15 protein-coding genes and 1 tRNA gene are annotated in these 15028 nt (G+C 55.0%); 5 read left to right on the forward strand and 11 right to left on the reverse strand.

Annotation, left to right across the window (positions count from 1 at the left end; translation table 11 throughout):
- The 6 genes from AX755_RS25715 to AX755_RS04790 all read right to left on the reverse strand — a co-directional run.
- A partial coding sequence (locus tag AX755_RS25715) for a citrate lyase subunit alpha (RefSeq protein WP_331710271.1) occupies positions 1-353 on the reverse strand: 353 nt, incomplete at its 3' end.
- A 10-nt stretch (positions 354-363) separates the two neighbouring features.
- Positions 364-1239, reverse strand: a complete 876-nt coding sequence (citE, locus tag AX755_RS04770; RefSeq protein WP_013098681.1) for a citrate (pro-3S)-lyase subunit beta — start codon at positions 1237-1239, stop codon at positions 364-366.
- Entirely contained in the window at positions 1236-1529 is a 294-nt protein-coding gene (gene citD, locus AX755_RS04775; protein ID WP_013098682.1) for a citrate lyase acyl carrier protein, read from the reverse strand. The genes citE and citD overlap by 4 nt, the downstream gene beginning before the upstream one ends.
- Positions 1530-1545: 16 nt before the next feature.
- A complete protein-coding gene (gene citC / locus AX755_RS04780) occupies positions 1546-2568 on the reverse strand; it encodes a [citrate (pro-3S)-lyase] ligase (RefSeq protein WP_062856375.1) in 1023 nt (340 codons plus the stop codon).
- A gap of 10 nt (positions 2569-2578) precedes the next feature.
- Positions 2579-3442, reverse strand: a complete 864-nt coding sequence (locus tag AX755_RS04785) for a fumarylacetoacetate hydrolase family protein (protein WP_023621451.1) — start codon at positions 3440-3442, stop codon at positions 2579-2581.
- Positions 3443-3459: 17 nt separating this feature from the next.
- A complete protein-coding gene (locus AX755_RS04790) occupies positions 3460-4821 on the reverse strand; it encodes a 2-hydroxycarboxylate transporter family protein (protein ID WP_013098685.1) in 1362 nt (453 codons plus the stop codon).
- A gap of 344 nt (positions 4822-5165) precedes the next feature.
- On the opposite strand from AX755_RS04790, the gene AX755_RS04795 reads away from it, so the two are divergent.
- Both AX755_RS04795 and AX755_RS04800 read left to right on the forward strand, forming a co-directional pair.
- Positions 5166-6803 (forward strand): ATP-binding protein, encoded by a 1638-nt coding sequence (locus tag AX755_RS04795; protein ID WP_062856376.1) that lies wholly within the window; start codon positions 5166-5168, stop codon positions 6801-6803.
- Positions 6793-7485 carry a response regulator gene (locus AX755_RS04800; protein WP_062856377.1) on the forward strand — a complete coding sequence of 231 codons (693 nt, stop codon included), beginning with the start codon at positions 6793-6795 and terminating at the stop codon, positions 7483-7485. Before AX755_RS04795 ends, AX755_RS04800 begins: the two co-directional genes overlap by 11 nt.
- An 88-nt stretch (positions 7486-7573) precedes the next feature.
- Here the strand turns inward: AX755_RS04800 and AX755_RS04805 are convergent, their stop codons facing one another.
- On the reverse strand, positions 7574-9709 hold the full coding sequence (locus AX755_RS04805; RefSeq protein ID WP_023621449.1) for an ornithine decarboxylase: 2136 nt from the start codon (positions 9707-9709) through the stop codon (positions 7574-7576).
- A 182-nt stretch (positions 9710-9891) separates the two neighbouring features.
- Between AX755_RS04805 and AX755_RS04810 the strand changes: the two genes are divergently transcribed.
- Complete coding sequence (locus AX755_RS04810) at positions 9892-10605, forward strand: DUF554 domain-containing protein (protein WP_013098689.1); 714 nt, start codon at positions 9892-9894, stop codon at positions 10603-10605.
- 95 nt (positions 10606-10700) lie between these two features.
- Positions 10701-10776: transfer RNA gene (locus AX755_RS04815), tRNA-Phe, on the forward strand.
- Between the two features lie 266 nt (positions 10777-11042).
- On the opposite strand, the gene AX755_RS04820 is transcribed toward AX755_RS04815, so the two are convergent.
- The 4 genes from AX755_RS04820 to AX755_RS04835 all read right to left on the reverse strand — a co-directional run bounded on the left by AX755_RS04820 (position 11043) and on the right by AX755_RS04835 (position 14489).
- Positions 11043-11534: a GNAT family N-acetyltransferase gene (locus tag AX755_RS04820; protein WP_029882967.1), complete on the reverse strand. Its 492-nt coding sequence runs from the start codon at positions 11532-11534 to the stop codon at positions 11043-11045.
- A complete protein-coding gene (locus AX755_RS04825; RefSeq protein WP_029882966.1) occupies positions 11531-11824 on the reverse strand; it encodes a type II toxin-antitoxin system TacA family antitoxin in 294 nt (97 codons plus the stop codon). The genes AX755_RS04820 and AX755_RS04825 overlap by 4 nt, the downstream gene beginning before the upstream one ends.
- A 248-nt stretch (positions 11825-12072) precedes the next feature.
- On the reverse strand, positions 12073-13860 hold the full coding sequence (locus AX755_RS04830) for a hybrid sensor histidine kinase/response regulator (protein ID WP_029882965.1): 1788 nt from the start codon (positions 13858-13860) through the stop codon (positions 12073-12075).
- The gene (locus AX755_RS04835; RefSeq protein ID WP_013098693.1) at positions 13857-14489 is read right to left on the reverse strand and encodes a response regulator transcription factor; all 633 of its coding nucleotides are present in this window, start codon (positions 14487-14489) and stop codon (positions 13857-13859) included. Before AX755_RS04835 ends, AX755_RS04830 begins: the two co-directional genes overlap by 4 nt.
- Before the next feature lie 175 nt (positions 14490-14664).
- On the opposite strand from AX755_RS04835, the gene AX755_RS04840 reads away from it, so the two are divergent.
- A complete protein-coding gene (locus AX755_RS04840) occupies positions 14665-14979 on the forward strand; it encodes a lipoprotein (RefSeq protein WP_013098694.1) in 315 nt (104 codons plus the stop codon).
- Positions 14980-15028 lie beyond the last annotated feature (49 nt).

Genomic DNA, 15028 nt, shown 5'->3' on the forward strand with positions numbered 1-15028 from the left:
CCGGAGGTGTAGATCCGGGCGATCACCCCGCTTGCAATATGCTCGATCAGCGCGTCGTTGCAGGTCATCAGCGAGCTGGAGGCGAGGGTCAGGTTTTTGAAGCCCATCCGCGCCAGCAGCGCCACGACGGTGTTGATCACCCGGTCGCCTTCACGAAACGCGTGGTGGAAGGAGATAGTCATTCCGTCCCTCAGGCCGCTACGCCTCACCGCCTCTTCAATGGAGGCGCAGAGTTTACGGCTGTGTTTCGCGTCGCTGTCCGCCAGCCACGGCGTGGCGCTGTGGGCGGTATCAAACGGTTTTAACTCCCGCAGATGGGGAAAATTCACATGGAGAAGTTCTGTCTGGTTCATTGTGTCATCCTTACCGACGCACGCCGGAAGCCGCCGCGCGTTCGAGCACCACCTGCGCGTGGTTAATAATCGGTGCATCCACCATCTTGCCGTTGAGCGACACCACGCCAAGGCCGTTACGTTCGCCCTCTTCTGCCGCTTCAATCACCCGCAGGGCGTGATCCACCTCTTCCTGGGTCGGCGCGTAGGCGTTATGCAGCAGGTCTATCTGGCGCGGGTTGATCAGCGATTTGCCGTTAAAGCCCATCTTGCGGATCAGATCGACCTCGCGCAGGAATCCGGCCTCATCGTTAACGTCTGACCACACCACGTCGAAGGCGTCGATGCCTGCTGCGCGAGCGGCGTGCAGCACGGCGCAGCGGGCGTAGAACAGCTCAGTGCCGTCGCCGCGCTCGGTCTGCATGTCCATCACGTAGTCAAAAGCCGCCAGCGCAATGCCAATCAGGCGCGGCGAGCTGCGGGCAATCGCCACGGCGTTGATAACGCCAATGGCCGATTCAATCGCCGCCATCACGCGGGTAGAACCAACCTCGCGCCCGCACTCCTGCTCGATACGCTCAAGGTGGCCTTCCAGCTCGTAGATGTCGTCCGGGGTGTCGGTTTTCGGCAGGCGGATCACGTCCACGCCGGCACGCACGGCGGCTTCCAGATCCAGCAAGCCAAACGGCGTGCTCAGCGGGTTAATGCGCACCACGGTTTCGATGTCCTGATACATCGGGTGCTGCAGGGCGTGGAACACCAGCATTCGCGCGGTGTCTTTCTCGCGCAGAGCAACGGCATCTTCAAGGTCAAACATGATGGAGTCTGGACGGTAGATAAACGCGGTTGAAAGCATGGCGGCGTTGGCGCCCGGCAGGAACAACATACTGCGGCGGAGTTTGCTCATTTCAGCGCCCCCCAGTTAATGGCCTGTTCATCGGCAGCACGCAGAAGCGCACTTTGCAGGCGGGCGCGGATCACACAGTCCAGCGCCCCTTTGTCTTCAATAATGATAAGTCCCTGGTGCACGTTCATGGCGCGCAATGTCTCGTTGACCACCTGGCGAATTTGCTCGCCAAACTGCTTAATCACTTCACTGTGGATGACTATCTCCAGCTCGCCGTGAGCGGGAGCAATTTTCACCATCAGGTCGCTGGACTCCTGCGTTCCGGCCAGCGCCTCCCTTACAATTTTCATGATAAATTCCTGGTAGTTAAGCGACTTCGGCACTCGCACGGTAGTGTGTTTCGAGGTGCGCGAAGGTGGAGTCCGGGACAATCTCCCGGATCCGGGAAAACTGCTGAGTCTTGAGCAAGCGGCGCACTTCGGACGCTGAAATGGCATTGCCGGTGGCCTTGATGCGCGGCATTTCCACCACCTCAATCTGCGGGCTCAGCAAGGCGTGCAGCGTCTGGTTGTACTGACGGGTGATATCGCAAAACGGCTCGGAGCCGATAAAACGATGGGTAATGCCCAGCGCCGGTGCGATAAAGTCGCGGAAGATCAGCACGTCGATTTCGCTCCACGCCTGCTGCACTTTGCCGGTCTCTTTCAAAAAGTAGGCCGGGAAGGTGGCGCGGGAGATGATGTACTGTGAGCCTTCGTGCACGGTCACATTTGGCAGATGCGCGACGCCCGCACGCACCATTCCGAGGCGCGCGCTGAACGGAAAGAACGAGGCATCTTCACGCACCACAAACAGGTGCAGGGCGTCACACTGCATCGCCGCCTGCTCCACCAGATGACGGTGGCCGAGGGTGAACGGGTTGGCGTTCATCACTATCGCGCCAGTCTTCTCCCCGCCCTTGCGCATCCTGCCCAGGGAACGGCAGTAACGCTCGATCCCCTGCGGAGTGTTCTCCATCAGCACGGCGTTGTTGCCGCTCTGGGCAATCGGCCAGAAGCCGCTACGCGCAAAGCGCTCCTTATTGCACGGTCGCGTGCAGAGGAAGAGGTGAAAATGACCTAGCTCCAGCGCCGCATTCTGCACCTCCGCCAGCAAGCGCGCGCTGAGGTTCTCGCCGCGAAGCTGCTCGTTCACGGCCACACACTTGATGACGTTGGCGGCAAGACCGGCGCAACCCACCAGTTGCGCGCCGGACCAGGCTTCGACAAACAGCGTGATGTCGTTGTCCAGGCCAAGGCCGCTGTCTGCCAGCAGGTAACGGATCTGGCTTAAGCGTTCCGGGTGTTTCGCCACCAGCGTGTGGCGAAAATCGATGGGTTGACTGTTCATGCCGCCTTTCTCAGTGTGCCGCCGCAAGCCCGGTGGCTGGCGCTTCCACAATCACGTTGCTCAGATGACCGATATGCTCGATCTCCACTTCAATGCGATCCCCCTCTTTCATAAACAGCGGCGGATTACGCTTTTTACCCACCCCGCCCGGGGATCCGGTGATGATCACATCGCCCGGACTTAAGCGGGTAAAGGTGCTGATGTACTCGATCAGCTCCGCAACCTTGTGGATCATGCTGCTGGTGTTATCTTCCTGCACCATGCGGCCGTTCAGCCAGGTGCGGATCGCCAGCCTGTGCGGGTCCGGGATCTCATCGGCCGTTGCCATCCACGGGCCAAACGCGCCGGTCTGACGCCAGTTCTTACCGGCAGTAAACCAGGTGTGCTGCCAGTCGCGGGCGGAGCCGTCCATGTAGCAGCTGTAGCCCGCCACGTGGCGCAGCGCCTCGTCACGGCTGATATTTTCCCCGCCCTTGCCGATGATCACCGCCAGCTCGCCTTCGTAGTCGAATTCGCTGGAGTGACGCGGCTTCAGCACCGGCTCGTTGTGGCCGGTCTGCGAATCCGGGAAGCGCACGAACAGCGTTGGTGCCGGGTTGTGCTGGTCAAACTCCTTGCGCTTGTCGGCGTAGTTCATGCCCACGCAGAGGATTTTTTCCGGCTGCTCAATCACCGGTAAGAAGGTGATGGCGCTCATCGGCACGTCCACGGCATCGTTCAGGTAACGGGTGGCCTGCGCCAGCCCGTTGCCCTGCAGCAGCGCTTTGAGGTCGCTGTAGCGGTCGCCGAGACGGCGACCTAAATCAATCACACCTTCGGCCTGGACGATGCCGTAGCTGCGTTTTCCCTGGTATAAAAAGCTTGCGAGTTTCATTGTTCTTTCCTGAAAACTTAAACGAGGAAGTTGCCCAGAATCAGCAGTGAGATAGAGACGTTAATCGCGCCGCCGATACGGGTAGCAATCTGGGCGAAGGGCATCAGGCTCATACGGTTGCCTGCGGTCAGGATCGCCACGTCACCGGTACCGCCCTGGCCACTCTGGCAGCAGGAGACGATGGCGACATCAATCGGGTGCATACCAATCTTTTTGCCGACGAAGAAGCCGGTCGCCACCAGTGAAGAGACGGTACTGATAATCACCAGCAGGTTAGTCAGCGTGAAGGCCGCGACCAGTTCATGCCATGGGGTGATCGCCACACCGACCGCGAAGAGGATGGGATAGGTCACCGAGGTCTGGAAGAATTTGTACACCACCTGAGAGCCTTCCAGCAGACGCGGAGAGGCACCGTTGCAGAGCTTCACCAGCACCGCCATAAACAGCATGCCAACCGGCGCAGGCAGACCAATCAGCTTGTGGCCGAGCATGCCCAGCATGTAGAGCAGCACCGCCAGCAACGCACCGGAGGCGATGGTGGTGACGTCCGCTTTGCCAGAGAACGCCGGTTGAGAAACGGTGGCATCGGCATTCGCGCGGTTCGGCATCAGCTGACCTTCACCGGTCAGGTGTGGATAACGCTTGCCCAGCTGGTTCAGACAGCCGGAGATGATGATAGCGGTCAGCCCGCCGAGCATGACCATCGGCAGCACGCGACCGAGCGCCACGCCCTGATCCATGTGCAGCAGGGTGGCATAGCCGATGGAAAGCGGGATAGCCCCTTCGCCCACGCCGCCTGCCATAATCGGCAGAATGATAAAGAAGAAGATCTGGAACGGCTCAAGACCCAGCGCCAGACCCACGCCCATCCCCACCAGCATGCCGACGATCTCGCCGCACAGCATCGGGAAGAAGATGCGCAGGAAGCCCTGAATCAGCACGGTGCGGTTCATGCTCATGATGCTGCCGACAATAATGCAGCAGATGTAGAGATAAAGAATGTTGGTGGATTTATAGAACTTAGTGGTGGATTCCACTACCACATCCGGCAACAGGCCGTAATAGACCAGCGCGGAGGGGATAAAGGTGGCGCAAATCGCCGCCGCGCCGAGCTTGCCGACAATCGGCAGGCGTTTGCCGAACTCACCGCAGGCAAAGCCGAAGAACGCCAGCGTCGCCACCATCACCACGATATCGCTTGGCAGTTTTCCGCCCAGACAATCAATGGCAATCAGCGCGCCCGCCAGGACAAACAGCGGCAGAGGAATAATCCCGATTTTCCAGGTATCCATAATATGCCACCAGCGCTCTTTGAGCGATGGCCGCTGAATATCAATCGGGTCGTGGGTAACAGAGAAAGAATCGTCAGTTGTGCTCATAATAAGCCCCTTAGTTATTTTGTGCGTTCAGCTTAGAGTCACAAAGGCTTACTTTATGTGAGGAATGGCATATTAAAAGCGAAGTTTTAATGGCGACTATGGTTTTAATGGTTTCTTTTATTTAATGTGATTTGCCCCTTATTTATTGCCGTGGTTTTTATGGTTTCTTTTCTAAACCGAACAAACAAATAACATTTACACGGTGGTGTTTAAGGGAAAACCCTTTCAGATAATTCTTTTGCAGGCCTTGCTGTGCAAGGGATCACAAGTTTTCGGCAAAGCGGGTATCCACGCGAAAAAAGATGATATATTGACAAACTTCGTTGATACCACGCGTGATTGTTATGAAAGTAACGTTTCAGATTAAGCTGTTTGTTTCGCTGGTTGTCTTTTTCTCAGTGCTTTTTGCTTTGCTGGGCGGATATTATTATGTCGACGTTAGCCGACAGCTTTATCAGGAAATGAGCGCACGCGCAAAAATACAAGCGGAAGAGATCGCCCTTATTCCTTCATTACGAAAAGAAGTCGAACAAAAAGATATCAACGCCATTCACGATTTTATGCAGAAAATAGCCACCCACAGTGATGCCAGTTTTATTGTGATTGGCGATAACAAAGGGCTGCATCTGTTTCATTCCGTTTTTGCGGACAGAGTGGGCCATACGCTGGTCGGCGGAGACAACGAAGAGGTGCTGCGCGGTAAAAGCACCACCACTATCCGCAAGGGAGGATTAGGCATTTCGCTGCGCAGCAAAGCGCCTATTTTTAACGATGCCGGTCAGGTAGTGGGAATTGTCTCGGTAGGCTATCTCACCAGCTATCTTGAAACCATCACCGTCAGTAAAGTGGTTAACATCCTGATCGCCGCCGTACTGTTACTGCTTGCCCTCTTTATCTTCTCCTGGTTCTTTACCCGCAGTATCAAGAAGCAGATTTTCTCCCTGGAGCCGCGAGAGATTGGTCTGCTGGTGCGCCAGCAGAAGGCGATGATGGAGTCCATTTATGAAGGGGTGATCGCCATTGACGATGAACGGCGAATAGAAGTGATTAACCAGGCGGCACGCAAACTGCTGGGCCTGAGCCAGCCGGCCCGGGAACTGCGCGGGCAGCTGATAAGCGAAGTAATCGATCCTGTTCCGTTCTTCGAAACACAAACGATGCTCGCCAAAGATACCCATGACGAGATTTGCCGCTTTAACGATCTCACGGTGATCGCCAGCCGGGTGCGCATCATGCTTGAGAACTCTCTGCAGGGCTGGGTGATCACCTTCCGCGATCGCAACGAGATCGACTCGCTCAGCGCCCAGCTCAGCCAGGTCAAACGCTATGTTGATAACCTGCGCATTATGCGTCATGAGCAGCTAAACCGGATGACCACTCTCTCCGGCCTGTTGCATATGGGCCGCTACGAGGAGGCGATTGGCTACATTCAGGCGCAGTCGGAACACGCTCAGGAGCTGCTGGACTTTATCTCTTCGCGCTTCAGCTCCCCGACACTGTGCGGCCTGCTGCTGGGGAAAGCCGCGCGGGCGCGGGAGAAAGGCGTCGAGCTGAACTTCGACCCGATCTGTCGTCTGGACAGACCGTTCCTCGCGCTGCCTGAAGAGGCGCTGATTTCTATCATTGGCAACCTGCTGGATAACGCCATTGAAGCGACCCAGCGCTCGCCGCTTCCGCATGCTCCTGTGGAAGTGCTGATAAAACTGAGCGAACAAGAACTCATCATCGAAGTGGCCGATCAGGGCGTGGGCATTAAACCGGAGATCCGTGACAGGATATTTGAGCGCGGCATCACCACCAAAACGCGCGGCGATCACGGCATTGGTTTGTATCTGATCGAAAGCTATGTCACACAGGCTGGCGGTGCAATTGAGGTTGCCGATAACACGCCGCGGGGGGCGATTTTCTCACTGTTTATCCCCGCCACGGGAACCGCCCGGCATCCCGCACAGGAACAGGAAGATACCGATTATGCAACATGAACTTATCGACGTACTGATAGTTGAAGACGAGAACGAACTGGCACAACTGCACGCAGAGCTGATCGGCAAACATCCGCGTCTTAGACTGGTGGGGATTGCCTCGTCGCTGGCGCAAGCGCAGGTTGAGCTTGAAAGTAAACAGCCGCAGCTGATGTTGCTGGATAACTACCTGCCGGACGGGAAAGGCATCACCCTTATCAGTAACCCGATGCTCGCCCGCGCCAACTGTTCGGTGATTTTCATCACCGCCGCCAGCGATATGGACACCTGCAGCCAGGCCATTCGTAACGGGGCGTTTGATTACATCCTGAAGCCGGTTTCCTGGAAGCGGCTCAGCCAGTCGCTGGAGCGTTTTGTGCAGTTTGCTGAGCAACAGCGGGTCTGGAAGATTGTTGACCAGCAGAACGTCGATTCTTTATACCAGCTACAGGCGAAAAACTACCGCCAGGACAACGGCAGCAAAGGTATTGAGGAAAATACGCTGGCGCGGGTGAAGGCGCTGTTTAACGACAAGGCGACGCACTGTTTTACGGTGGATGAGGTGGTGAGTGAAACGGGGCTGAGTAAAACCACCACCCGGCGCTATCTGGAGCACTGTGTGGAGGCAGGTTTTCTGACGGTGGAGATGCTGTACGGCAAGATTGGGCATCCGCGGAGGATGTACCGCCGCGCAGAAGCCTGACGCAGTATTGTAGGCCCGGTAAGCTTGCGCCACCGGGCAAATCGCCGGGTGGCGCTAACGCTTACCCGGCCTACGTCAGAGATAAGGGCTACTTTAATACATACCCATAAAGCCGCTTAATCCCGTCGGCATCCTTTTCGCTGTAAACGCCCTGCAGCTCCGGCGAGAAGCCCGGCAGCAGGTTAATCCCCTCTTCCAGCGCAAGGAAGTAGCGCTGCACCGCCCCGCCCCAGACTTCTCCCGGCACCACGCACAGAACGCCAGGCGGATACGGCAGCGCGCCTTCGGCAGCAATGCGCCCTTGCGCATCACGGATGCGCACCAGCTCTACGTTCCCGCGAATGTACGCCTGATTGGCATCCTGCGGATTCATCACTACCGCGGGCAGGCTCTCCTTGCGGAACATCGCTTTCTGCAGATCTTTCACATCAAAACTGACGTAAAGATCGTGCATCTCCTGACACAGCTGGCGGAGTGTGTAATCCCGGTAGCGTACCGGGTATTTCTGATAGATGGTCGGCAACACGTCCGCCAGCGGCGTATCGTCTTCAATATGCTGTTCAAACTGGCCAAGCATCGCCACCAACTGCGCCAGCTTCTCGCTGCTTTCGGCAGGCGTCAGCAGGAAGAGGATCGAGTTCAGATCGCACTTCTCCGGCACGATGCCATTTTCCCGCAGATAGTGCGCAAGGATGGTCGCCGGAATACCGAAATCGGTATATTCCCCGGTTTCAGCATCGATGCCCGGCGTGGTCAGCAGTAGCTTGCACGGATCGACAAAGTACTGATCACGGGCATAGCCCTCAAATCCGTGCCATTTGGCCCCCGGCTCAAAGCTGAAGAAGCGACGTTCGCTGGCGATGGCCTGAGTTGGATGATCCTGCCACGGACGGCCTGCCACCACTGGCGGAATAAACGGTTTGATCATATGGCAATTTGCAATGATCGCCTTACGCGCTTCAATCCCCAGCTCGACGCACTCCGCCCACAGCCTGCGTCCGCTCTCCCCTTCGTGAATTTTTGCGTTCACATCCAGCGCCGCAAACAGGGGATAAAACGGGCTGGTGGAGGCGTGCAGCATAAATGCGTTGTTCAGGCGCTTGTGCGGACAGAAACGCGCTTGACCCCGGATGTGGTTATCCTTTTTATGGATCTGCGAGGTTTGCGAGAACCCGGCCTGCTGTTTATGCACCGACTGGGTCACGAAAATGCCCGGATCGTTCTCGTTCAGCTCCAGCAACAGCGGGGAGGTTTCCGCCATCATCGGAATAAATTGCTCGTAGCCCACCCACGCAGAGTCAAAGAGGATGTAATCGCACAGATGGCCGATCTTGTCGATCACCTGACGGGCGTTGTAGATCGTGCCATCGTAAGTGCCAAGCTGGATCACTGCCAGGCGGAACGGGCGGGTCTCGTCTGCCTTCTCCGGCGCAACGTCGCGGATCAGATTGCGCAGGTACGCGTCGTCAAAGCAGTGTTCGTCAATCCCACCGATAAAGCCAAACGGGTTACGCGCCGCTTCCAGATACACCGGCGTCGCGCCCGCCTGAATCAGCGCCCCGTGATGGTTAGATTTGTGGTTATTGCGATCAAACAGCACCAGATCGCCACGGGTCAGCAGCGCGTTGGTCACCACCTTGTTGGCCGCCGACGTACCGTTCAGCACGAAGTAGGTTTTATCCGCGTTGAACACTTTCGCGGCGAACTTTTGCGCATGCTTGGCGGAACCTTCGTGGATCAGCAGATCGCCGAGCTTCACGTCGGCATTGCACATATCGGCGCGAAAAACGTTCTCACCAAAGAAGTCATAGAACTGTCGTCCCGCCGGGTGTTTTTTGAAAAACGCCCCGTGCTGGTGGCCCGGACAGGCAAAAGTGCTGTTGCCCATTGCAACATACTGGCTCAGGGTGTCGAAAAACGGCGGTAACAGGTTCTCTTCGTAACGGCTGGCGGCAGACTCCAGTTCCAGGAACTCCTGCGCTTTACCCGAGATGACAGCCGTGGCGCCATCGGGCACGTCCGTCGGCTCTTGCGAGAATAAATAGACCGGTAAATGAAAGCCCGTGCGTTTCAGCAACGCAAGAATGCCACTGCGACTCTCCGCGAGCGTAATGACGACTGCCGCCACATCGGTAAAATCAGTGTTATCCAGCGTCACCTTTTCGCGATGCGTGGACACAGTGGAAACCAGCTCACGGCTGACGGCGATTTTCATGGTTTTCATAGGCGCTATATACCCTCACCGAACGGTGAGACAGGGAGGAGAAAATTCGCGCAATAATGTCACCTTTTATTTTGAGGTGCAAGAAGGAATCAGTATGCACTTCACCACCCAAAGCTAAGCGTAAAAAAGCGCTGGCGTGTCATAATCATGCAATACCTATGATTAAGTAACAGGAGTTTTCCGTGGTTATCGGGCCATTTATCAACGCGAGTGCCGTATTGCTGGGCGGCGTACTCGGAGCAGTGTTAAGTCAGCGATTACCGGAGCGTATTCGCGTCTCTATGCCCTCCATTTTTGGCCTGGCCTCCCTCGGGATTGGCATTCTGCTGGTGATCAAATGCGCCAACCTGCCGGTGATGGTGCTGGCCACCCTGCTCGGGGCGCTGATTGGCGAGTTTTGTTATCTGGAAAAGGGGATTAACAACGCGGTCAGCAAAGCGAAAAACCTGATAGCCCGTCCGGGCAAAGCCAAACACGGCACCCACGAGACGTTTATTCAAAACTACGTTGCCATCATTATTCTCTTTTGCGCCAGCGGCACCGGGATTTTCGGTTCGATGCAGGAAGGGATGACCGGTGACCCCAGCATTTTAATCGCGAAGGCGTTTCTCGATTTCTTCACCGCTACGATTTTTGCCACCACGCTCGGTATCGCGGTGGCCGCGATTTGTGTGCCAATGCTGCTGATTCAGCTGGCGCTCGCCACCTGCGCCACCCTGATCCTTCCGCTGACCACGCCCGCGATGATGGCAGATTTTACCGCCGTTGGCGGTCTGCTCCTGCTGGCAACAGGGCTGCGCATCTGCGGGATCAAGATGTTCGCGGTGGTGAATATGCTGCCCGCCCTGCTGCTCGCCATGCCGCTTTCCGCGCTGTGGACCCACTTTTTCGCTTAAGATTGCGACGAACTGGTGAGAGATTGTGCATCCTGTAACGAAAACAACATTTTTCGTTGACGGCGGAGAGTGAATCGGGTTTAATGCGCCCCGTTGCCCGGATAGCTCAGTCGGTAGAGCAGGGGATTGAAAATCCCCGTGTCCTTGGTTCGATTCCGAGTCCGGGCACCACTATTTAAAGAACCCGCCCAAAAGGCGGGTTTTTGCTTTTGAGCCAGTCTAACAGCTCAATGCTTCCTACTTTATGTTCTTAGCCAACGCGGTGCTTTTAACGTTTCGGCACAGGATCATGGCGCTTCCCTAAAACGCTCGCAGTTATCCGCGAGTTCCGTGAAGTCGGTTTTGTGATTGAAGGGAACGGTAAATAAAGGGCGAATCGAGGTTGGGATAGTAGCCATAGCGCTCTTTATTCAATACTAAAGAGTTCTGTATATCTGCTAAATACTCGCCATCAAATCCCCCAACGTCACCATCAATATCATCGGATCCATTGGCGATGGCTCAAACCCCACCCGCAGATAAAATTCCCGCGCTTCATCCGACAGCGCATGAACCAGCATTCCGCGAATGCCGATGGTCTCCGCCACCTGGATCACCCGCAGCCCAGCGTCGCGTACCAGTGCCCGACCAACGCCCTGCCCATGCAGAGACTGATCTACCGCCAGGCGTCCCAGCACGACAACAGGGATGGGATCGGGCATATTGCGACGAAAGCGACCGGGTGCGGTATTCGTCATGACCGCGCTGGATGCCAGCGAGTAATAAGCCAGAACGTTAGAATCGTTGCCACAACAGACAAAGGTACGGGATGCACCACTGACCTGATTTTTCATCGCCCGCTGCTTCAGCCAGTTATCCATCGAATCCACACCACAGCAAAATGGAGTAAGAATATGACCGGCGTGAAGGGGCTCTGGGGCAGAGATCATTTTTCTCGCTCCCACGGCGCAGGGGTCTGCATAGTTTTACGCAGTGTGGCATTAGGTGCTGGAGCCTGATCCAGACGAGCCAGAAATTCCTGATAAGCCTCTGGATCGGCCATAATGATGCGTTGTTCGATCAGTGCCTCTTCCGCAGCAGCGCGGGCTGCTTCCAGCACAAAGTCAGTGCGGTTTTTCCCTCTCGCTTTCGCCGCCCGATCGATAAGATCTCGCTCGGCAGGCCTGATACGCAGGTTCAGGGTTTCGCGTTTCATCGCCATAGTGTTTGCAGCTGGCATGGTGTTGTCCTCCTGTGTTTCATTGGGTATTAAGTATACAACACGCGTAACGCAGATGTCATTACAACGATTCTAAAGGAATCGAACCGAAAGGATTTCTACTTATTAATATTCACCTTTATGTTTTATAAGATGAAATAAGACTCACTCTCTGGGTCTTCACAATAAATAACAAAATAATTTTCGAAAGAAATCAAATCGGTAAGTAATTTGGAACCCGCAAAAAATCAATACTTCTACACTCCCTTCTATCCACGACTCCCCGACCACTGTGTCAGCAACGCATGCAGTTTAGCCGGCTCCAGAGGCTTACGTAGCACCATGTACCCTTCCTGCTCCGCCTCCAGCAGAACCGGCGAATTAAATTCGCCGCTGACCATCGCGCCACTCATGTCCGGCAGACGTTCAAATAGCGCTTTCAGGATGTCGAAGCCGCTTTCGCCGGATCGCAGACGCTGGTCGCACAGCACGGCGAACGGCGTGAAGCCATCGTCGATGATAGCGAACGCTTCTTCAGCGGAGGCCGCACAGCGCACGTTGATTCCCCAGATGCTCATCAGGCTCTCCCAGGCAGACGTCACCAGCGGGTCGTCATCAACCACCAGACAGGAACCGTGCAGCGGCGCATAGCGTACCGGCGTGGCGATGTTGTCATAGGCGGGTGGCATCTCCGGCGCGATCTCTTCGCCAGCATATTGGGTAAAGCACATCCAGAAGCGTGAACCTTTACCTTCAATGGATTGCATCCCGTACTTCACCTTCATCAGCTTGGCACAGCGGGCAACGACGGCCAGACCCAGCCCGTGTCCTGCACTATCGATCTTCCAGGCCAGTTCGGGGCGATAGTAAGGTGAGAAGATTTTACCTTTCTCGTCATCGGCAATACCGACACCTGTGTCCCACACCTCCACCATACACCTGTCACCACGTGGTCGGATGGCGACCAGCACGCCGCCCTGTAGCGTGTAGCGGAGGGCATTTTGAATCAGGTTAATCAGCGATTGTCGCACCAGCAGCGGATCGCCCATCACGTAGATGCGGCGTTTAGGCCGCCAGGTGCGCAGCCTGAGTGCACGGCTGTTGGCCTCTTCGCGAAACAGCGTGATCACCGAGTCGAGCAGCGCGCCGATGTCCACTCTGGCAGGGGCAGTAAGCACATTCCCGGATTCAATCTTGCTGAGGTCAAGGAGGGAATTGAACATCAAATGCACCGAACGGACGCTCTGCTGCAAATCAAGAAGCTGGGGCGTGAGGCTGTCGTCCTGGTTTCGGTGGATAATCGCTTCGATCAGAAACCCCATGGCGTGTACCGGTTGGCGCAGGTCGTGGCTGGCGGTCGTCAGGAACTGATTTTTATCCAGCAGCGCCTGCTCAGCTTCCTCTTTGGCCTGGCGAAACTGTTCTGCCAGGCGTGAGCTTTTTTCCTCAAGCAGCGCCTGCTGAATAAAGAACGCGTGCGATGTTAATGCATGGCGGTAAATGGCGAAGCCGTACAGCAGGTTCAACATCAGCACAATGAACATCAGATCGTCCAGCCGCCAGATAATGCCAAGATTCAGTACCCCCCAGGAGGCGAAGAAAAAGCATGTAAAGGTGCTGATGACCGGCGTCAGATGCGTCGCATTGGCGGCAACGATGGCGGCAATACTGATATTGAGGAGCAGGAAAAAGTCAAAGTTCTGCGTCTGCGGCGTAATTAAATAGAGAGATGAAATCCCCAGCCCGTGAATAAAAGCGATCTTATTTATACGCGGCAGCCAGCGGCGCAGGACGTCTGCTTCATCATGCTCTTTCGCTTCGCGCTGGTAGCGTCGGTGCAATATTCGGATCGCCACGGCACATAGCAGGTAAATAATTATCCAGGTAATGGTTGGGCCGAGTTCATCGCCCAGCAAATTAATCCAGATGGCGAAAGGAATACCGACGAAAGGGACAGCGCTGAAACTGAACACCAGCCGCAAAAAGGTATTATTTAGCAAACGGATCTGCGCGGGAGGAGAGATGCCAGCGTTCTGTAAGCTCTGTAAAAATCTCATTCCGACGGTTCCCGTTTGCCATGCAGAAGCGTGATGGCTTCGACCCGACTGTTAACGCCTATCTTTTTCAATATATTGCTGATGTGCTCTTTGACTGTAGGCTCAGAAATAGAAAGTTGCGCGGCAATTCTTTTATTTGGCAGGCCACGCATAATCATATTTAACACGTCTATTTGTCGCGGCGTTAAGTTAAATTTACTTAACTTCTCATTATTCGACTCAACGGAAAATTCGTTTCCCTCAGGAAACCAGGTGAGATTATCAGTGAGGGCAAAAACGGCCCGTGAAAACATTTCAGGTGGCTCGCTTTTCAATACGAAACCGTGCCCCCCGGCGGCGTGAACTTTCTGCCAGATATCGTTATTATCATCCCCACTAACCACCAGGAGCCTTACCTGTGGGTAAAGTTGTTTTACTTCTTTGAGTAATTTCAACGCGGTACCGGACGAGAGCCAAAAATCGATTACCAGCAAACGTGGCGGGCCATTATCCCTAATTTGACGGTAGCAATCATCCTCATTCGTCACCACACTCGCCTGCTTAAATCGGCAATGTGTAATCAGAAAATTGGCGATACCGCTTGCTACCAATGGATGGTCATCAACGACCAACGCATAATTCTGCCCCAAAGGATCCTCCTTTTACCTTCGCATATTAGAGAGTACGGATGAATTATTATCTACCCACCCTACTTTAGGAGGGTTTTTTCGATTAGGAAAGGGAAATATATTATTCGCAGATTTGAGTAATAGAAAACATAAATACAATCAGCGAAATTAACTGATTGGATATAAAGGATAATTTATGAAAAAACCACTACTCTTTTTAACCGTTACGTTGATGCTAGCCGGTTGTTCCACGCTAAAAACCGATCAGGCCATTCCACTTCTGCAGGCGGAAACCGCTAAAATGCTGGGGCTGGGCTCATCGGATGAAATAACCGTAACCAATGTTAATGGCGCCCAACCGGATGCACTGGGAGGGCAAAAGCTGTCTTATCGCGCTACGACGGAAAAAGGGCGTATTTTCGATTGCTCATCGATGATGATGCCAGGGATTTTAGGATCCGCCCCGACGCTGAGCGCGCCAACCTGTACACCTGTGGTCACCCATAAATAATTAACTTCACATCAAAAGGCGTACACATATTACGCCTTTTACTTTTTCT

It is taken from the genome of Enterobacter sp. SENG-6, assembly GCF_001605945.1.
GTDB lineage: Bacteria > Pseudomonadota > Gammaproteobacteria > Enterobacterales > Enterobacteriaceae > Enterobacter > Enterobacter cloacae.